This is a genomic window from Motilimonas sp. E26, from assembly GCF_021278025.1.
Taxonomy (GTDB): domain Bacteria; phylum Pseudomonadota; class Gammaproteobacteria; order Enterobacterales; family CBDFNC01; genus Motilimonas.
Genome location: NZ_JAIBHJ010000003.1, coordinates 170,947 through 189,189 on the forward strand (window position 1 = coordinate 170,947; position 18,243 = coordinate 189,189).

Consider the following 18,243-nt stretch of genomic DNA (forward strand, 5'->3'; position numbering starts at 1 on the left):
ACTGAAATATGCTGAAGCTGGCTATGAATAAGCTTTAAGAGGGACACTAAATGGTGCGGAAGGAGAGACTTGAACTCTCACACCTTGCGGCACTAGAACCTAAATCTAGCGTGTCTACCAATTTCACCACTTCCGCAGTGCAAAGAAAGAATGGTGGCTACACCGAGATTTGAACTTGGGACCCCATCATTATGAGTGATGTGCTCTAACCAGCTGAGCTATGTAGCCATTCTTTTTTGCTTTAGTCTGAAAGTGAACTCTCAGAATAAATTGGCAGGGATATGAGGATTTGAACCTCAGAATGCCGAGATCAAAACCCGGTGCCTTACCGCTTGGCGATATCCCTGTTGTAACTTTTTGATCAATGATATTCATCATTCAATCAGAATTTGGCAGGGATATGAGGATTTGAACCTCAGAATGCCGAGATCAAAACCCGGTGCCTTACCGCTTGGCGATATCCCTATTTTTTGAGTTTTACGTGTAATAATCTCACACGGATCAAAGTTATTTACTTTGATGTTTATTAAAAGCTTAGCTTCTAATAAATGGTGCGGAAGGAGAGACTTGAACTCTCACACCTTGCGGCACTAGAACCTAAATCTAGCGTGTCTACCAATTTCACCACTTCCGCATCTGTCTTTTCAGTTGAACTAAAAAGAAATGGTGGCTACACCGAGATTTGAACTTGGGACCCCATCATTATGAGTGATGTGCTCTAACCAGCTGAGCTATGTAGCCGTGCTTTTCCGTTCAAGGTTTTGAAGCCCTGTTCGTCGTTGCGGGGCGCATTATGCTGATACTGGCGCTAAGCGTCAATAGTTTTTTAGTAAAAAAAAGCGAGTTTTCTTCTGTGTGCCTATAAATTAAACGCTAGCTTGCCAGTTTGGTGATTTGTTAATCGACTATTAGATAAAGATGAAGATCTCCCGCATTGCGGCTGCTAGCGAAAGCGAGATACGCTGATACTGGCGCTAAGCGTCAATAGTTTTTTATCCAGATACAAAAAAGCCTCGCAGTGCGAGGCTTATCTAATCTGCGGCTTAGATTAACTTAAACGTTAAATAAGAAGTGAATTACGTCGCCATCTTTAACGACGTATGTTTTACCTTCTTGACGCCATTTCCCGGCTTCTTTTGCGCCAGACTCGCCCTTGAATTGAATGTAATCGTCGTAGCCAATAATTTCTGCGCGGATAAAGCCTTTTTCAAAATCGGTATGAATCTTACCAGCGGCTTGTGGTGCAGTAGAGCCTTTCGGGAAGGTCCAAGCGCGCACTTCTTTTACACCTGCAGTAAAGTAGGTTTGCAGCTCTAATAATTCGTAACCTGAGCGGATAACGCGGTTTAGGCCAGGCTCTTCTAAGCCCATTTCGTCCATAAACTCTTTTTTCTCGTCTTCGTCTAGCTCAGCGATTTCATTTTCGATTTCAGCGCACACTGCTACCACCACGGCATTTTCTTTTTCTGCAATGGCTTTAACGATATCTAGGTAAGGGTTGTTTTCAAAGCCATCATCATTGACGTTAGCGATGTACATGGTGGGCTTACCTGTGAGGAAGTTCATGTACGCAACGGCTGCTGTTTCTTCTTTTTCTAGGCCTAGACTGCGGATCATTTCACCTTCTTCAAGGTGCGCTTTAATTTTTTCAAGTACGGTGATTTCAAATTTAGCATCTTGGTCGCCGCCTTTGGCTTTTTTCGCCACGCGGATTAAGGCTTTTTCACAGCTGTCTAAATCAGCTAGTGCTAATTCAGTATTGATCGTATCGATATCATCAGCTGGGTCTACTTTACCTGTAACATGAACGATATTGTCATTTTCAAAGCAACGTACAACATGGCCAATGGCATCTGTTTCACGAATGTTAGCAAGGAACTTATTACCTAAGCCTTCGCCTTTTGATGCACCTGCGACTAGGCCTGCAATATCAACAAATTCCATTGATGTTGGGATCACGCGTTGTGGCTTAACGATCTCAGATAGGGCGTCAAGGCGTAGGTCAGGCACAGGAACTACACCTGTGTTTGGCTCAATCGTACAAAATGGAAAGTTAGCCGCTTCGATGCCTGCTTGTGTTAATGCATTAAATAGAGTTGATTTACCTACATTAGGAAGACCAACGATGCCACATTTAAAACCCATGAGTGTTTACCTTAAATTATTCTGCTTTGAAGCTGTGAAGTCGATTCATCGCTTTTGCGATGCCGTCTTTTGCCAGTATATTCGTTGTGCGAACTGCTTCATCAACCACGCTTTCAATTAAAGCTTGCTCATGTACTGGCGCTTTCCCTAATACATAGCCGGTTACTTTATCTTTATGACCGGGGTGGCCGATGCCAATTCGTAAACGATAAAAATTCTTGTTATTACCCAACTTATTAATGGTATCGCGCAACCCGTTATGGCCGCCATGTCCGCCGCCTAATTTAAACTTGGCTACGCCAGGGGGCATGTCCATTTCATCATGAGCCACTAAGATTTCTTCAGGGGTGACCCGATAAAAGTTAGCCATGGCTACAATGGCTTTACCACTGAGGTTCATAAACGTAGTGGGAATAAGTAGGCGTATATCTTGATTTTCGATCTGAATGCGGCCCGTTAAGCCAAAGAACTTAGCTTCCGGTTTGAGCTGGATATGATGGTATCGCGCAAGTTCTTCAATAAACCAAGCGCCGGCGTTATGTCGAGTGTGCTGATATTCGGGGCCTGGATTAGCCAGGCCCACAAGCAACTTAATATTCGTCGTCACGATTATTCAGCAGCTTCCTCTTCAGTGCTTGGCGCGCCTTTAGCTGTTGCAACAGTAGCAACGGCTTGGTCGTGGTCAGCACCTTTAGCTAGCTCAACTGATTCAACACCTTCAGGTAGTTTTAGATCTGAAATGTGGATCGTTTGGCCAAGTGCAATTTCGTTAACATCAACTTCGATGAACTCTGGAAGAGCACCAGGTAGACAGCTAACTTCAACTTCGTGAGCAGTTTTAGCTAATACGCCGCCTGATTTAACTGATTCCGCTGTATCTTCGTTGATGAAGTGAAGTGGTAATACAGTTTGTAGTTTTTGCGTAGCATCAACACGTAAGAAATCTAAGTGTTGGATTTTTGGCTTGAACGGGTGACGTTGGATGTCTTTTAGTACTGCTTGTACTTCTTTACCGTCAACATTTAGCGTGATAACGCTAGTGTAGAAGCTTTCAACATCGTTTACTTTGATCACAGAGTTGTGAGTTAGAGTAAGTGATACAGCTTCTTGACCTGCACCGTAAAGGATCGCTGGTACTTTATCTGCGTGACGTAGGCGGCGGCTCGCACCTTTCCCTAAATCTGTACGCACTTCAGCGTTAAGAGTGATAGTTGACATAGTATTTCTCCAATAAATAATAATTGCTTCTAGGCTTGCGACCAGCCTAAAAACGCCATAAAAAAAAGGCGCGCCATGTTAACGTGGCAGCGCCTTTTTCTCAAACTGTTTTTTACTCTAACTGCAGTTAAAGCCAGTTAGAATGAAAATTTGTTCAACTTAGTGATGGAACATCGCAGAAATTGACTCTTCATTGCTAACGCGACGGATAGCCTCAGCTAGCATTGCGCTCAATGTTAATTGCGTTACTTTATCAATTTTTGCCATCTCAGCAGAAAGTGGAATTGAGTCAGTTACAATCACTTCGTCAATAACTGATTCAGCAATGTTCTTAGGAGCGTTACCCGAGAACACGGCATGGGTAGCGTATGCAAATACGCGTTTAGCACCACGGTCTTTCAATGCTTTCGCTGCTTGGCATAGTGTGCCGCCCGTATCGATCATGTCATCGACAATAATACAATCACGGCCTTCAACTTCACCAATAAGGTGCATAACTTGCGCTACGTTAGCTTTTGGACGGCGTTTATCAATGATAGCCAGATCCGCGTCATCAAGTAACTTAGCATGAGCACGTGCACGTACCACGCCGCCGATGTCTGGAGAAACAACAACCGGGTTAACCAGTTTTTTGTTCAACATATCTTCAAGTAACACAGGGCTACCAAATACGTTGTCTACTGGTACATCAAAAAAGCCTTGAATTTGTTCAGCGTGTAAGTCAACAGTCATCACGCGGTCAACGCCAACGCTAGAAAGGAAGTCTGCCACTACTTTTGCGGTAATTGGCACACGAGATGAACGAACACGGCGGTCTTGACGTGCGTAACCAAAGTAAGGAATAACAGCTGTAATACGACCAGCAGATGCACGACGCAGTGCATCAATCATAACGATCAGTTCCATTAGGTTGTCGTTGGTTGGCGCACAAGTAGATTGGATAATAAAGATATCGCCGCCACGTACATTTTCGTTAATTTGTACGCTAATTTCTCCGTCGCTGAAAGTACCGACTTCGGCACTACCAAGTTTAGTGAAAAGGCGGTCAGCGATCTTCTGGGCAAGTTCTGGCGTCGCATTACCAGTGAACAGCTTCATGTCAGGCACGGTGGGGAACCTCAGGTTGCTTCCTGTTTAGAGTGATACCAGCTTACGCTGGACGTTTTACTGATGCTTAGGTCAGATAAAACAATATCGACGATTTATTTTTTTATTCGCAATTTCAACTGCTTATATAAGGCAGACTCATTACTTCCCTGCGTTACAAATCCGTTCAGCCACGCAGGGCAACTGTCTAAAATTGATTGGGCGTGCTGCTGGTTATTGCAAGTTGCAAAAACACATGCGCCCGTTCCCGTCAATCTCGACGGCGCGTATTCTATCAAGGCGTCAATTGCCTTGGCAACCTCGGGATATTGTTTTTTAACTAAAGGCTCACAATCATTATGCCAAGAAGCCTGTAATAACTGCTCTATTGAGCATTTAGGGGTGTTTCGAATTAGCTCTTTATGGGTAAACACGCTGACGGTCGCAACGTGTACCGGCGGCACGGCAATCACATACCAAGGCTCGGCTACTTCGACACTGGTTAGTTTCTCACCGACACCTTCAGCAATTGCAGCGCGTCCGTGAATAAAAATAGGGACATCGGCACCTAATTTTACGCCGATATCAGCTAAAACATCATTACTGTAATCTAATTGCCATTGTTGGTTCAGTGCGACTAGGGTCGTGGCGGCATCGGAAGAGCCACCGCCCAGCCCCCCCCCCATGGGTAAGTTTTTCTCGACATCAATGTGCGCGCCAAGTTTTGTGCCACTGAATTGTTGTAATGCGCGAGCGGCTTTAAAGATGAGATTATCTTCAAGCTTAATCTCGCTCTCTGGGGCAATACTGATATGGCCAGATTGATTGACTTGAATCGTTAAGTAATCGGCCTTGTCCACAAACTGAAACAGTGTTTGTAATTCATGATAGCCATCCGGGCGTTGTCCGTTAACGTATAAAAATAAGTTTAATTTAGCAGGCGCTGGCCAGCGTATGGGATCAAGGTTGCTCAAAGGTCCACTCATATATTTTTAGTTTCAGTAAGTTGTCATTGTTTCTAAGGCTAAGATTGCTCGGTAACGTTAGGCCTTGGCTTTGCGTGTGTCCCCCTAAGGTAAGATGCCAAGGCTGCTGTTCTACTATGGCATCGATACTGATGACATTGCCTTGCTCATCGAACTGCGCAGAAGCATCGAGAGGGACACCTTTTACCCATTGCTGCATTTGATTTAACGGTAACACCCATCCGGTTAATTGTTGGATCAATAACTGCGCATTGGCGGCGTAATGCTCTTCACCATTGTTGTCGCGCAGCCAAGCGCCAAATTTGTCTTGCTTCACTTCCAACACGGTTTTGAATAGCTTAGTGAAGGTGATGTGAAACTGTTCTCCTTGTTGCTGCCAGTGCATATCAAGGGCCACGGGTTGTTGTTTTGCTTGGCGAATAGCCATCTTGCCCTTTATTTGCCAATGGTCAAGCTCGGCTAATTGGGTTTGTTGAGGAAATTCTGCTAGTGGTTGTTTTGATGTCGGCTGAAGCAGAGAACAACCTGACAAGCCCATGATAATAAAGCATAAGCAAAAGCGTAATTGATTCAATTTTGATCCCTTTTTGAAGTGCGAAACCAGTATAGCGAGGCCAAGTAAGCAAAACCAGTCAGCAATCCCTTTTATTAAGAGGGAGTTTTCCGTAAAATTGCGCCCTCGCGAATTATAAAGTGATTTAGATGACACTGTTTGCTCTGGGAATAAACCATAAAACGGCTTCTGTTGCACTAAGGGAAAAACTTGCCTTTGCACCAGATGCGATGGCGAGTGCCCATCAACAAGCGTTAACCATTGAAGCATTAAATGAGCTGGTCATTGTTTCGACCTGTAACCGCACTGAATTGTATGGCCATATTGAGGCGGGCAATGAAGAACAGCTATTAGACTGGTTATGTCAATTTCACCATATTGATAAAGAAGAACTTCGGCCTTGTCTCTATGTTTATCAGCAAGAGCAAGCGATTGCCCACCTTATTCGAGTTTCCAGCGGTTTAGATTCACTCGTGCTGGGCGAGCCGCAAATTCTTGGGCAAATTAAACAGGCCTATGGCGTGTCGCGGGAAGTGGGCGCAGTTTTTCGCATTCTAGATAAACTGTTTCAACATACCTTTGCGGTGGCAAAGCAAATTCGTTCGCAAACCGATATTGGCGCCAATGCCGTATCGGTGGCTTATGCAGCGGTTAACCTATCTAAGCAGATTTTTTCTGAGTTATCTGATACCAAAGTGATGTTAATTGGTGCAGGTGAAACCATTGAACTCGCGGCAAAACACCTAGTTGAGCAAAATGTGGCGAAAATGTTTGTGGCTAACCGAACCATAGAGCGCGCAGAGTTACTGTCAGAACAATATGGTGCCAAGGCGATCACCTTAGGGGAAATTCCACACTATTTACACCAAGCTGATATCGTTATCAGCTCAACCGCGGCACCATTGCCGATATTAGGTAAGGGCGCAGTAGAAACGGCGTTAAAACAGCGCAAGCATCAACCTATGTTGTTGGTTGATATTGCTGTCCCTCGTGACATTGAAAGTGAAGTGGCAGAGCTTAACGATGCTTATCTTTATACTGTGGACGATTTACAAGGTATCATAGAGCAAAATATGGAAGCGCGGCAGAAAGCTGCGGTAGATGCCGAACGTATTGTCACTGCTCGTAGCAAAGAATTCATGGCTTGGCTTGCTTCCTTGCAGTCGGTTAACCATATCCGAGAGTATCGCCAGCGCAGTGAGCAAACTCGCGATCTTTGTGTTAATCAAGCCCTGGCCAAATTACAACAAGGCGGTGATGTAGAAGCCGTGATCCGAGAATTAGGATTCAAATTAACCAATAAATTAATTCATCAGCCTACCGTGTCCCTTACCGAAATGGCGCGCAAAGGCCAACAAGACAAACTTGAGACCTTATGCCATAGCCTCGGCTTAAGCACTCACCAAGATTAAATGAATAACTTGGTCTCATTACCGACCAATATAGATAAATACTAATTAAGGGCGAAGGCCCGGAGTAGCAATGAAACCGTCCATTATTTCAAAATTGGAAGGCTTGAAAGAACGTTATGAAGAAGTTCAGGCGTTAATGAGCGAGCCAGATGTCATTTCAAATCAAGAGCAATTTAGAGCATTAAATAAAGAATATTCACAGCTGGAAACCGTGGTGAAGTGTTTTGATGCTTACACCCAAGCGGTGGCGGATTATGCCTCGGCGCAAGAAATGTTGTCAGATGACGACCCAGATATGCGTGAAATGGCGGAAGAGGAAGTAGCGAGCGCCAAAGAAGCCTTAACTGAGATGACCGCTGAACTGGAGATCCTGTTACTGCCACGTGACCCTAATGATGACAGCGATTGTTATATTGAAATTCGTGCTGGTGCTGGTGGTGATGAAGCGGCGATTTTTGCCGGTGATTTATACCGCATGTACAGTAAATATGCTGAAAAACGCGGCTGGCGTGTGAGCATAGTGAATATGAACGAAAGCGACCAAGGTGGTTACAAAGAAATCATCGCAAAAATGGAAGGTGAATCTGTTTATGGCGTGATGAAATTTGAATCGGGTGGGCATCGTGTACAACGTGTACCTGAAACCGAGTCACAAGGCCGTATTCATACCTCGGCTTGTACAGTTGCTGTACTGCCTGAAGTACCAGAATCTGAAGCAATTGATATTAATCCTGCTGATTTAAAAATAGATACCTTCCGTGCATCAGGCGCCGGTGGTCAGCACGTTAACAAAACTGATTCAGCCATTCGGATTACCCATTTACCAACGGGTATGGTGGTTGAATGTCAAGACCAACGCTCGCAACATAAAAACCGTGCCCGTGCAATGAGTGTGTTGCAATCGCGGTTACAAGCTGCGATTGATGACAAGCGCCAAGAGGAAGAACAAAGTATGCGTCGCAGCCTCGTGGCCAGTGGCGATCGCTCTGAGCGTATCCGTACCTATAACTATCCGCAAGGACGGGTATCAGATCACCGTATCAATCTAACCATATACCGCTTAAATGAGGTGATGGAAGGGGATTTGAATGCTTTGATTGAGCCGATATTACAAGAATACCAAGCTGACCAATTGGCGGCACTGGCAGAGAATGACTGATCCATTATTGACGATTGCTGCGGCCCTTAATTGGGGCCAAAAGCAATTAACTCATTCTGATTCTCCAGCGCTTGATGTGCGGGTTTTACTTTGTTTTGCTCTTGAAAAGCCAGACAGTTATTTGTACACCTGGCCGGATAGAGCAATAGAGCCACAGCAGCAGGCTGTCTTTGTTGATTTGGTGGCACGCCGTGCTCAAGGTGAGCCTGTTGCGCATATTGTGTGCCAGCGTGAGTTTTGGTCTTTGCCTTTGATGGTTAACTCGTCAACTTTGATCCCTCGACCTGATACTGAAGTGTTGGTTGAGCAAGCCTTAATGTTGGCCTCTGATCACCCCATGCTAAGGCAAGCAGGCGTGTTGGATTTGGGCTCAGGTACTGGCGCTATTGCTTTAGCATTAGCGTCGGAGTGGCCTCATGTTAGGGTGACGGGGGTTGATGTTAAACCCGAAGCGGTTGAATTAGCACAGTGTAATAGCAACAACTTAAAGCTTGGCAATGCACAGTTTAAGCAAGGCAGTTGGTTTGATCCGGTTGCAGGACAAAAGTTTGCACTGATTGTCTCGAATCCGCCGTATATTGATGCGGACGATCATCATCTCACGGAAGGTGATGTGCGGTTTGAACCACTATCAGCATTAGTGGCGAAAGAAAAAGGTTTAGCTGATTTGGCGTTTATTGCCACGCAAGCAACAGAATATTTATTAGCCAATGCTTGGCTAATCATGGAGCATGGCTTTGCCCAAGGCGAAGCCGTGCGAAACTTATTAACCCAAAATGGTTATTGTGACGTAAACACGGTAAAAGATTACGGTGGTAACGATCGCATTACATTAGGAAAATGGAATCCCTGATCATGTATATGGCATTAAAGCACAGTCACTTTTTATTTATTGGATTAACAATTTTACTGTTTATTGCGCGCTTTGTATTTGTACTTACCGCAAGTCGCTTCGCAGCAAATAAAGGGATTATTGGTGCTTATATGGCATCACTTACAGGCCTTGTTATCACAGGTGCTGGCTTGATTGCGGTGACTGGCTTTATGCCTTTTACTGTAGGCAATGTTTGGCTGACTGAAAAAATATTGGCGTTTGTTGCTGTGCTGCTCTTGCAATATATGGCCCTTAAAGGTGGCCGAACTAAGAGTATGAAAGTGTTTGCATTTATCGGTGCTATCAGTTGGATTGGCTATATGGCCCATTTGGCTGTAAAGCATCAGCCTATGTTGTTGGGATAAGGTGATTAAGTTGATCGAAAAAGACATGCCAGAAGTGAGCTTGCTCGATATGGCATTGATGATCGAGCAAGAATTAGGTGAGCTCGATATGGCCAAGGTAGAGGCAGAATTGGCGCAATTATCAACTCAACTCGCTTGCTATTTAGCAGACAGGTCATCTGCGCGCAATGATAGCAGCCAAACTTGGCAAGACGTGTTGGCGTGTTTTTTCCAACAATGGCAATTTAGTGGTGATTGGCAGCAGTTTTTTGATTACCAAAACACCCTCGTTAGTCAAGGCATCTTAAAGCGCAAGGGAACCCCGTTAACACTAGGGATCTTGCTGGTGCATTTTTTACGTCAATCAGGTGTCACGGCTAACGGCATTTGTTTCCCTGGCCATTTTTTGGTTCGAATAGATGTCGATAATAATTTCCACTACATTGACCCTTTTAACGGTGAGTTGTTATCTTGGCAACAAATGGAACTCAAGCTGCGCGGCGCTAAGGGCGATCTTGCTCGCTTAAAACAGCAAGACTTAAAGCCCGATGACATTAAATCTATTATCAAGCGCTTATTACACACTAAAAAAGGCGCATTGTTGCGAGAGCACCAATTTAACCAAGCGCTACGTTGCTCTGATATTTTATTACGTTTAGCACCTGGTGACCCGTTTGAGATACGTGATCGCGGCTTTATATTTCATGAGTTAGATTGTTTTAATGTTGCTGTTGATGACTTCAACTACTTTATTGATAAGTGTCCAAACGATCCTTCAATTGGCTTACTTAAGCTAAAAATAGAGCAAATGGATCATTCCGAAACAGTTATGCATTAAGTCTGAATTAAGGATTAACTATGAGTCAGAAAATTATTTCAATTGGCGATGTACAAGTGGGTAACTCGCTTCCTTTTGTCCTTTTTGGGGGCATGAATGTGCTGGAGTCGCGCGATTTGGCGATGAAAATGGCAGAAACCTATGTTGAAGTGACCCAAAAGCTAAACATTCCTTATGTGTTCAAGGCGTCATTTGATAAAGCTAACCGCTCTTCAATTAATAGTTACCGTGGTCCAGGTTTAGATGCAGGCTTAAAAATATTTGAAGAGATTAAACAAACCTTCAATATTCCTGTGATCACTGATGTTCATGAACCTTATCAAGCGGCACCCACTGCAGAGGTCGTGGATGTGATCCAACTGCCCGCATTTTTGAGCCGCCAGACCGATTTGGTAGCAGCGATGGCAAAAACCAATGCAGTCATTAATATTAAAAAAGCGCAGTTTTTAGCGCCACATGAAATGGCACACATACTGACTAAATTTGAAGAAGCAGGTAATGACCGTCTCATATTGTGTGAACGCGGCACCAGCTTTGGCTATAACAACTTAGTGGTTGATATGTTGGGCTTTGGCATTATGAAAGAAACCCAATACCCGGTTATTTTTGATGTCACTCATGCTCTGCAAAAGCCTGGTGGTCGAGCTGACAGTGCTGATGGCCGTCGTGCTCAAACCGTTGATCTAGCCTTGGCTGGTATCTCGCAAGGATTAGGGGGGTTATTTTTAGAGTCTCATCCCGATCCTGATAAGGCTAAATGTGACGGTCCTTGTGCACTGCCACTTGATAAGCTTGAGCCATTCCTTACTCAAGTTAAACAGATGGATGAATTAGTGAAAAGCTTTAGCAAAATTGAGACGGCATAAGTCGGTTGGCTTGAGAGCTCTTTAATAGGCTGCCTAGTGCAGCCTTTTTTATTGTCACTCGGTAAAAAAGATCCATAAAAAAAACGCCACCTAGGTAGGCAGCGTTTAACTGTAGCTAAACAGAAGAAGGCTAAATTACCGGCATTGGCCACGTCATAATATAACCTTTCATAGAATGACCTATGAGTGCAAACACAACATTGCAAACCATTAGCTATAGTAAGGTATTTTGTAAAATATTTGTTACAAAATACAAGGCGAGAGCATAGAGAAAAACACTGCTTTTTACATATAGCCTTTGTTGCGTAAAGAAATATAGTCTTTCGCTGGTGATACAACAAACGACAATTTATAATATTTGGCATTAGTTTTTCTAATGGAATGCGGATGTTTAATCGATTACCGCCACTCAATGCCCTGAAAACCTTTGAGTCGGCTGCTCGTCACCTGAGTTTTACCCGTGCTGCCAATGAGTTATTTGTCACTCAGGCTGCGGTTAGTCATCAAATAAAGGCATTAGAAACGCACTTAGGGCTAAAGTTGTTTCAACGCCGTAACCGTGCCTTGCGCTTGACCGAAGAAGGGCAAAGTTACTTTTTAGACCTCAAGGAAATTTTCTTAAGTTTAGGTAATGCTACCGAAAAATTATTGGCACGAACGGCGACGGGCTCTCTTACTGTAAGCTTACAGCCGAGCTTTGCCATACAATGGCTGGTGCCTAGGCTCGTAAAATTCAGTGAACAACACCCTGAGATTGATGTCAGGATAAAAGCTGTGGATGAAGATGAAGGTTCACTGCGTGAAGGAGTGGACTTAGCTATCTATTATGGCCGCGGTCATTGGCCTAACTTACGTTGCCATAAGTTACATGCAGAGTACTTGCTACCACTGTGCTCACCGGCCTTATTACAAGGTAAAAAAAAGCTCGAGACATTAGCGGATTTAAGCCAGCACACTTTATTACATGATTCGTCACGCAAAGAATGGAAAACCTGGATGAAACAGGTGGGAGTAAATTTCCCAAATGTGAATCAAGGGCCGATTTTTAGTCACTCATCTATGGTGTTGCAAGCTGCTATTCACGGACAGGGGATTGCGCTTGGACACAACGTATTAGCCAAGCCTGAGCTTGATGCTGGGCGTTTAGTGTGCCCATTCAGTGAAGTTTTAGTGAGTAGGAAATGCCATTATTTGGTGTGTGAAGAAAGCCAAGCAGAATTAGGAAAAGTGGCCGCCTTTCGTGACTGGATGATCAATCTGGTTGAGCAAGAAGAAAAAGAATTAGACGGTATTATTGAAACGCAGTGATCCCGTCAACTTAATTGAGATCGTAAATTGATGAACAAATACACTATCGACGGCCCAGCGGATGCCTCACATACCTTTATTTTTGCCCATGGTGCAGGCGCCGGCATGGCGCACCCTTTTATGGTAACCATGGCCGAAGGTATTGCCGCGCAGGGCATTAAAGTGGTGCGCTTTAATTTTCCTTACATGCAGCAAATGTTAGCCGAGGAGCGCCGCTTACCCCCCAATAAGGCGCCAATCTTGTTAGCAGCCTTTAAAGAGGTGTTGACCGACTTTACTGGCGAACGCTTAGTTATTGGTGGTAAGTCCATGGGCGGGCGTATCGCAAGCCATTTATTAGCCGAGCCCGAGGTGATTGCTGGTGTTTGTTTGGGGTTTCCGTTTCACCCTGTAGGTAAGCCTGAGCGCCTTAAAGGTGAACATTTAGCCAACCTAAATAAGCCGTGTTTATTAATCCAAGGTGATCGCGATACTATGGGCAGTGAAGCAGAAGTAAAAGATTATGATTTATCGTCTTCGATTCAGCTGCATTTTCTGGCTGATGGCGATCACAGCTTTAAACCGAGAAAAAGCTCCGGCTATAGTTATGAGCAACATATGCAGCAGGCGATCACGCTAGTGAGTGAGTTTATTTTAAGCTGTAACCTTGAAGGAAAGTAATATGCTGGGCACGAGAGTGATGTTTTTATTGGCGGGCTTAAGTGGCGCGTTTGCTGTTGGCTTTGGTGCCTATGCTAGCCATGGGTTAAGTGGCAAACTTGATGCACAGTTATTTAGTTACGTCCAAATGGCACTGCAGTATCACTTTTATCATAGTCTGGCTATCTTAGCGTGCGCGGTTATCTCACTTTTTATCCAACAGGATGGTCGTTATCGGTTATCATATTACGCTTGCTGCTGTTTTGTGGTGGGGTTAGTTCTATTTTGTGGCTCTTTTTATTATTGGGCGCTCAGTGGGCATAAATTGCCTGCATTCGTCACCCCCATTGGCGGTGGAAGTTTTATATTAGGCTGGCTATGTTTAGCCATGATCGCGTTAAGAGGAAATAAACAATGAAGGGCTTATTGCTGTACTGTCGCCCCGGTTTTGAAAGTGACTGCGCTGCTGAGATCCAAGATCAAGCGGCGTTATTAGATTGCTTTGGTTTTGTGAAAACGCAGAGTCAATCTGGTTATGTTTATTTTGAATGTTACGATCCTAGTCATGCTGAGATATTAATTAAACAACTTAACTTTTTCCGCTTGGTGTTTGCTCGGCAAATGATTGCTGTTTCAGAACTAGTGTCAGGTATGGATGTTAATGATCGGATCACGCCAATCTTGGCTGCTGCGCAATCTTTACCTTTAGGTGGAGATATTTGGGTGGAAACCCCAGAGGGCGATGAAACCAAGCCGCTGCTGACTTTTTGTCGCAAGTTTACGGTGCCGTTGCGCGCAGCATTACGTAAAGCTAACAAAATTACGGCTAAAGAGCAGGGACGTAAACCGCGCTATCATGTTTGTTTTCTGGATAATCAAACTGCGTACTTAGGTTACTCAATTACCTATAATAGCTCTCCATTTTATATGGGCATCGCACGCCTTAAGTTTCCAAACGCCGCGCCAAGTCGTTCAACTTTAAAGCTTGATGAAGCAATCCAACTCTTTATTCCTAAAGAAGAGCAAGAAACGCGCTTAGCACCAGGCATGAAAGCGGTCGATTTAGGTGCCTGTCCAGGAGGCTGGACTTATCAGTTAGTACGCCGTGGTATGTTTGTGGCTGCAGTTGATAATGGTCAAATTGCCCAGTCGCTAATGGATACCGGGCAGGTTAAGTACTACGCCGATGATGGTTTTAAATTCCAGCCTTTTATTCGTAACCTTACTTGGTTAACGGGTAAAAATGAGCAGGGTAAAAAGGTGAAATACCCTGAGCATACTCATGTGAACTGGTTAGTCTGCGATATGATTGAAAAACCGCACCGGGTGGCAAAACTAATGGCTGATTGGCTTGAGCAAGCTTATTGTAGAGAGGCTATTTTTAATCTCAAATTACCGATGAAGCGTCGCTACTATGCGGTAAAAGAATGCTTGGATATGATGACACAACGTCTTGGTGAAGATGCCTTTGATTATCAAGTGAAGCACTTGTATCACGACCGCGAAGAAGTAACAGTGCATGTCCGTTGGAAAGATTTTAGTAAGTAACCTCCGTGTTGCAGACAAATATACTATTTTGTTTCTTCAGAGGCCGGGTTAATTACTTTTAAAATGAAAAAGGTAGAGGAGATGTTAGTCTCGTCTACCTTTTGTTTCTTATAGCCTCTCTAATACTGCTTGAGTAAAGTCTGCGCCGCTATGATGGCCACCGAATGCAGAAGTTAGCCTATCATCAAATGAAATGGTTTGGCTTAATGCACTCAGTATTGCTTCCGCTTCGTTATCTCTTCCTAGAAATTCAAGTAAATTCACCGATGCTAGTATTAACGAGGCTGGATCATCTACAGGTGGCTCTGGATTGGCTAATTCAACAGCATAAAATAAGGCCCCGCTACTACCAAGGTGCGACTTAGCACAAAGCCGCTTTGCTGCTGGTTTACCATATAGCTGATTTTTGATTTCTTTACCGAATAAATGATGAGTAATTAAAAAGTTATAGCGCTCGTTGTCACTGGTTAAGTTACGACTGACTTCATCTACGCTGCTAAATTGAACTTGTAGGTCGCTGTACTCTGTTGCGACCGCTCGCTCAATAGCATTAAGTAGTTCAGAAGCATCAGCTGCTTCATCAACCACAGTAATAATACTTTTTTGTTTTAGCCGAGCGGCTTGTAAAGCTTGTTGGGCAAATGCTTGGTAATGAGACCTTAAGTTGAAACCAGCTGCCTTTGGCATATCGTAAATCAAGTTTTGTTCTTGAAACGGCTGAAAGGGACTAGCAGGAAAATACAGCAAATAATAACACTCGGCCGATAAACCGAGTGGGGTTTGCAATTGCTCCTTCAACTGCTCTTCTTCAAGGCTGCCTTCTTTAAGTGGGCCAAGCAAGGCAACCTGATTATCTTGGATTAATTCACAAGTTTGTTGCAATAGCTCAGTAGATTGAGGGTATGTTGCTACCTGTAAAATGACACCAGAGCCAATTTTATCTAAGGCTTGGACCATCGCTTGTGTTAGTACTTCTTCCCCATACAAGCTTGGGATTAGCGCAATTCGTTCAAATGTCATAGTTAACCTTACTTTTATGTGAGAGCTAACAGGATGATGGAAAAGTGCTTTTTTATTTAAAGGTAGCAGAGCAAGATCTTTATGGCAGTTTCTTATTGATTATTTTGCTATACCGAATATCTTTCAGGTTAAAACCTAAGGGAATATCAGCTTTTAGTATGACTAATTTTTTACTCACTAACGCTTCTTCACTGTGCAGTTTGACTTTATTTAATGCTTTATCGGTTTCATATTGGCTAGCAAGCATCATTTCAAGTGACGGATACTGTCCTAATAGTTTCGTGGCTGTTTTAGGACCAATACCGGGAACCCCTTTTATATTACTGCTGCCTACACCTGTTAAGCACCAATAATCAATTAACTGATCTCGTTTAATGCCCGTTTTCTGACAAAATTGCTCAGCAGTTAACCATTGGTGAGTGAAGTAGTCATACTGTTTTATGAGAGGTTGATGAAGTTGAAAAAAGCCTTTATCAGTTGAAACAATACAGCTTTGTTTATTATTTTTTGCCACTGTTAATGCCAAGGTAGCAATTAGATCGTCAGCTTCATCTTGCTCACTAACTAAGGACTCAATGCCATTGGCTAAGAGGGCATCTTGAATATTAGGTAAAAAATCTACCAGTGTTGTGGGAGCTGGCGTTCGGCCTTGTTTATATTCGGGCCATACTTCGCTGCGCCAACTGGGTTGTTGACCATCAAATACAGCAATAACATGAGTAGAAGGAATGTGCCTTAGTAGCTTATTACAGCTATTGACCACGCCATTAAGTGTGGCAATTAGCTGTGATTTCTCTGAGGGTTGTTGTGATTCGGAAACTGCGTGGATGCGACGGATTAGATTCATCGCATCCACGATCAGTAAAGTATTACCCATATTATTTACTAACTATCTCATAGCAAGGTGTGTATTTTGTTCCTGGCAACTTCATCCGATTTTGCTTTACAAAATCTTGTAGCAGTTTATCCATCATTTTCATCAATTTTGGATCGCCATCAATTTGAAAAGGACCATTTTTTTCAATCGCCTTTATACCTTCATCTTTGACATTACCAGCGACAATACCTGAAAAAGCACGGCGTAACTGCGCGGCTAATACTTGCGGCTCTTGATCTAAATTAAGATTAAGGCTGGCCATATTTTCGTGATTAGGAATAAATGGCACCTGAAAATCATGTTCAATTTTTAGCGACCAATTAAACGAATAAGCGTCGCCAATAGCGCGGCGATAATCTTTAACCTTAGGCATTGCCTGCTTAATAACTTGGGCTGCACTGGCGGCATCATCAATGATAATTTGGTAATGGCGTTGGGCTTCAAAGCCAAGCGTATTGCCGATAAAGTCGTCAATGGTTCTGAAATATTCTTCGCTTTCTTTTGGCCCTGTCAGAATAATGGGCAATGGCTGGCGTCTGTTTTCTGGATGCATCATGATGCCCAAAATATAGAGTAGCTCTTCAGCCGTGCCCACGCCGCCAGGGAAAATAATAATACCATGAGACATGCGCACAAAGGCTTCTAAGCGTTTTTCGATATCAGGTAATATGACTAACTCGTTGACAATTGGATTAGGTGGCTCTGCAGCTATGATGCTCGGCTCAGTTAAGCCAATGTAGCGGCCGCTTTTTACTCGCTGTTTAGCATGGCCTACCGTGGCCCCTTTCATCGGCCCTTCCATGGCGCCAGGCCCACAGCCGGTACAGATGTTCAAGCCACGTAAGCCTAGTTGGCTGCCAATTTCACGGGTATAGGCATATTCTATATCGCTGATAGAATGACCGCCCCAGCAAACAACTATGTTTGGGTCAATGCCCGGTTGTAGCACTCGAGAGTTACGTAAAATCGAAAACACTTTATTGGTGGTAAAGGCTGTTAACTCTTCTTCATCGGTGGGGATGGTTTGCGGCAATTGGCTGTTAACGTAAATAAGATCACGTAGTACGGAAAATAAATGCTCTTGAATACCATAAATAAGTTCGCCATCGACAAAGGCATGCTCGGGTGCGTTGAATAGCTCAAGTTTTACTCCGCGCTCACGACGTATCACGCTAATTTCAAAGTTGGCGTATTTTTCGAGAATTTCTTTACTGCTGTCTGTTTTACTGCCCGAGTTTAAGACGGCTAAAGAGCAGTTGCGATACATTTGATAAATGTCGCTGGTAGCGGTTTTTTTTAATCTGTCTACTTCTAGCTGTGACAGTAGATCCATACTACCAACGGGGCTAATGTGTGTGATCATAGTGACC

The 18,243-nt window shown here is 43.8% G+C and carries 19 protein-coding genes and 6 tRNA genes; 10 read left to right on the forward strand and 15 right to left on the reverse strand.

Annotated elements, in window-relative coordinates:
- Nucleotides 1-51: 51 nt before the first annotated feature.
- The 12 genes from K1M91_RS03630 to lolB all read right to left on the reverse strand — a co-directional run bounded on the left by K1M91_RS03630 (nt 52) and on the right by lolB (nt 6,009).
- Nucleotides 52-136, reverse strand: a tRNA-Leu gene (locus tag K1M91_RS03630).
- A gap of 15 nt (nt 137-151) precedes the next feature.
- Nucleotides 152-228, reverse strand: a tRNA-Met gene (locus tag K1M91_RS03635).
- Nucleotides 229-271: 43 nt separating this feature from the next.
- Nucleotides 272-346, reverse strand: a tRNA-Gln gene (locus K1M91_RS03640).
- Nucleotides 347-390: 44 nt separating this feature from the next.
- Nucleotides 391-465, reverse strand: a tRNA-Gln gene (locus K1M91_RS03645).
- Nucleotides 466-549: 84 nt separating this feature from the next.
- Nucleotides 550-634 (reverse strand) — tRNA-Leu (locus tag K1M91_RS03650).
- Between the two features lie 30 nt (nt 635-664).
- A tRNA-Met gene (locus K1M91_RS03655) sits at nt 665-741 on the reverse strand.
- A 312-nt stretch (nt 742-1,053) separates the two neighbouring features.
- Nucleotides 1,054-2,145 carry a redox-regulated ATPase YchF gene (ychF, locus tag K1M91_RS03660; RefSeq protein ID WP_232800193.1) on the reverse strand — a complete coding sequence of 364 codons (1,092 nt, stop codon included), beginning with the start codon at nt 2,143-2,145 and terminating at the stop codon, nt 1,054-1,056.
- Between the two features lie 16 nt (nt 2,146-2,161).
- Complete coding sequence (gene pth, locus K1M91_RS03665; protein WP_232800194.1) at nt 2,162-2,752, reverse strand: aminoacyl-tRNA hydrolase; 591 nt, start codon at nt 2,750-2,752, stop codon at nt 2,162-2,164.
- Between the two features lie 2 nt (nt 2,753-2,754).
- Nucleotides 2,755-3,363, reverse strand: a complete 609-nt coding sequence (locus K1M91_RS03670) for a 50S ribosomal protein L25/general stress protein Ctc (RefSeq protein ID WP_232800195.1) — start codon at nt 3,361-3,363, stop codon at nt 2,755-2,757.
- Nucleotides 3,364-3,522: 159 nt separating this feature from the next.
- Complete coding sequence (locus K1M91_RS03675; protein WP_232800196.1) at nt 3,523-4,470, reverse strand: ribose-phosphate pyrophosphokinase; 948 nt, start codon at nt 4,468-4,470, stop codon at nt 3,523-3,525.
- Between the two features lie 95 nt (nt 4,471-4,565).
- Nucleotides 4,566-5,435 (reverse strand): 4-(cytidine 5'-diphospho)-2-C-methyl-D-erythritol kinase, encoded by an 870-nt coding sequence (gene ispE / locus K1M91_RS03680; protein ID WP_232800197.1) that lies wholly within the window; start codon nt 5,433-5,435, stop codon nt 4,566-4,568.
- Nucleotides 5,410-6,009 (reverse strand): lipoprotein insertase outer membrane protein LolB, encoded by a 600-nt coding sequence (gene lolB / locus K1M91_RS03685; RefSeq protein ID WP_232800198.1) that lies wholly within the window; start codon nt 6,007-6,009, stop codon nt 5,410-5,412. The genes ispE and lolB overlap by 26 nt, the downstream gene beginning before the upstream one ends.
- Before the next feature lie 128 nt (nt 6,010-6,137).
- On the opposite strand from lolB, the gene hemA reads away from it, so the two are divergent.
- From hemA to rlmM, 10 genes are all read left to right on the forward strand, one after another.
- Nucleotides 6,138-7,400, forward strand: a complete 1,263-nt coding sequence (gene hemA / locus K1M91_RS03690) for a glutamyl-tRNA reductase (RefSeq protein ID WP_232800199.1) — start codon at nt 6,138-6,140, stop codon at nt 7,398-7,400.
- A 70-nt stretch (nt 7,401-7,470) separates the two neighbouring features.
- The gene (gene prfA, locus K1M91_RS03695; RefSeq protein ID WP_232800200.1) at nt 7,471-8,559 is read left to right on the forward strand and encodes a peptide chain release factor 1; all 1,089 of its coding nucleotides are present in this window, start codon (nt 7,471-7,473) and stop codon (nt 8,557-8,559) included.
- Complete coding sequence (prmC, locus tag K1M91_RS03700) at nt 8,552-9,412, forward strand: peptide chain release factor N(5)-glutamine methyltransferase (RefSeq protein ID WP_232800201.1); 861 nt, start codon at nt 8,552-8,554, stop codon at nt 9,410-9,412. The genes prfA and prmC overlap by 8 nt, the downstream gene beginning before the upstream one ends.
- A gap of 2 nt (nt 9,413-9,414) precedes the next feature.
- Nucleotides 9,415-9,798, forward strand: coding sequence for a SirB2 family protein (locus K1M91_RS03705; RefSeq protein WP_232800202.1), 384 nt, complete (start codon nt 9,415-9,417; stop codon nt 9,796-9,798).
- A gap of 1 nt (nt 9,799) precedes the next feature.
- A complete protein-coding gene (locus K1M91_RS03710) occupies nt 9,800-10,615 on the forward strand; it encodes a tetratricopeptide repeat protein (RefSeq protein WP_232800203.1) in 816 nt (271 codons plus the stop codon).
- A gap of 20 nt (nt 10,616-10,635) precedes the next feature.
- A complete protein-coding gene (gene kdsA / locus K1M91_RS03715; protein ID WP_232800204.1) occupies nt 10,636-11,481 on the forward strand; it encodes a 3-deoxy-8-phosphooctulonate synthase in 846 nt (281 codons plus the stop codon).
- 387 nt (nt 11,482-11,868) lie between these two features.
- On the forward strand, nt 11,869-12,789 hold the full coding sequence (locus K1M91_RS03720) for a transcriptional regulator GcvA (protein WP_232800205.1): 921 nt from the start codon (nt 11,869-11,871) through the stop codon (nt 12,787-12,789).
- Between the two features lie 30 nt (nt 12,790-12,819).
- Complete coding sequence (locus K1M91_RS03725) at nt 12,820-13,449, forward strand: alpha/beta family hydrolase (protein WP_232800206.1); 630 nt, start codon at nt 12,820-12,822, stop codon at nt 13,447-13,449.
- Nucleotide 13,450: 1 nt separating this feature from the next.
- On the forward strand, nt 13,451-13,846 hold the full coding sequence (locus K1M91_RS03730) for a DUF423 domain-containing protein (RefSeq protein WP_232800207.1): 396 nt from the start codon (nt 13,451-13,453) through the stop codon (nt 13,844-13,846).
- Nucleotides 13,843-14,976, forward strand: coding sequence for a 23S rRNA (cytidine(2498)-2'-O)-methyltransferase RlmM (gene rlmM / locus K1M91_RS03735; RefSeq protein WP_232800208.1), 1,134 nt, complete (start codon nt 13,843-13,845; stop codon nt 14,974-14,976). Before K1M91_RS03730 ends, rlmM begins: the two co-directional genes overlap by 4 nt.
- A gap of 108 nt (nt 14,977-15,084) precedes the next feature.
- Here rlmM and K1M91_RS03740 read toward each other — a convergent pair whose 3' ends face one another.
- The 3 genes from K1M91_RS03740 to ppnN form a co-directional block, all read right to left on the reverse strand.
- A complete protein-coding gene (locus K1M91_RS03740) occupies nt 15,085-15,996 on the reverse strand; it encodes an isocitrate/isopropylmalate family dehydrogenase (RefSeq protein WP_232800209.1) in 912 nt (303 codons plus the stop codon).
- 79 nt (nt 15,997-16,075) lie between these two features.
- Entirely contained in the window at nt 16,076-16,873 is a 798-nt protein-coding gene (gene xni / locus K1M91_RS03745) for a flap endonuclease Xni (RefSeq protein ID WP_232800210.1), read from the reverse strand.
- 1 nt (nt 16,874) lies between these two features.
- Nucleotides 16,875-18,236, reverse strand: coding sequence for a nucleotide 5'-monophosphate nucleosidase PpnN (gene ppnN, locus K1M91_RS03750; protein WP_232800211.1), 1,362 nt, complete (start codon nt 18,234-18,236; stop codon nt 16,875-16,877).
- Nucleotides 18,237-18,243: the final 7 nt, after the last annotated feature.

Coding starts and splice junctions, on each gene's coding strand:
- ychF (WP_232800193.1), bottom strand. CDS start 2,145: ATGGGTTTTAAATGTGGCATCGTTGGTCTTCCTAATGTAGGTAAATCA.
- K1M91_RS03670 (WP_232800195.1), bottom strand. CDS start 3,363: ATGTCAACTATCACTCTTAACGCTGAAGTGCGTACAGATTTAGGGAAA.
- ispE (WP_232800197.1), bottom strand. CDS start 5,435: ATGAGTGGACCTTTGAGCAACCTTGATCCCATACGCTGGCCAGCGCCT.
- hemA (WP_232800199.1), top strand. CDS start 6,138: ATGACACTGTTTGCTCTGGGAATAAACCATAAAACGGCTTCTGTTGCA.
- prfA (WP_232800200.1), top strand. CDS start 7,471: ATGAAACCGTCCATTATTTCAAAATTGGAAGGCTTGAAAGAACGTTAT.
- prmC (WP_232800201.1), top strand. CDS start 8,552: ATGACTGATCCATTATTGACGATTGCTGCGGCCCTTAATTGGGGCCAA.
- K1M91_RS03705 (WP_232800202.1), top strand. CDS start 9,415: ATGTATATGGCATTAAAGCACAGTCACTTTTTATTTATTGGATTAACA.
- kdsA (WP_232800204.1), top strand. CDS start 10,636: ATGAGTCAGAAAATTATTTCAATTGGCGATGTACAAGTGGGTAACTCG.
- K1M91_RS03720 (WP_232800205.1), top strand. CDS start 11,869: ATGTTTAATCGATTACCGCCACTCAATGCCCTGAAAACCTTTGAGTCG.
- K1M91_RS03725 (WP_232800206.1), top strand. CDS start 12,820: ATGAACAAATACACTATCGACGGCCCAGCGGATGCCTCACATACCTTT.
- K1M91_RS03730 (WP_232800207.1), top strand. CDS start 13,451: ATGCTGGGCACGAGAGTGATGTTTTTATTGGCGGGCTTAAGTGGCGCG.
- rlmM (WP_232800208.1), top strand. CDS start 13,843: ATGAAGGGCTTATTGCTGTACTGTCGCCCCGGTTTTGAAAGTGACTGC.
- K1M91_RS03740 (WP_232800209.1), bottom strand. CDS start 15,996: ATGACATTTGAACGAATTGCGCTAATCCCAAGCTTGTATGGGGAAGAA.
- xni (WP_232800210.1), bottom strand. CDS start 16,873: ATGGGTAATACTTTACTGATCGTGGATGCGATGAATCTAATCCGTCGC.
- ppnN (WP_232800211.1), bottom strand. CDS start 18,236: ATGATCACACACATTAGCCCCGTTGGTAGTATGGATCTACTGTCACAG.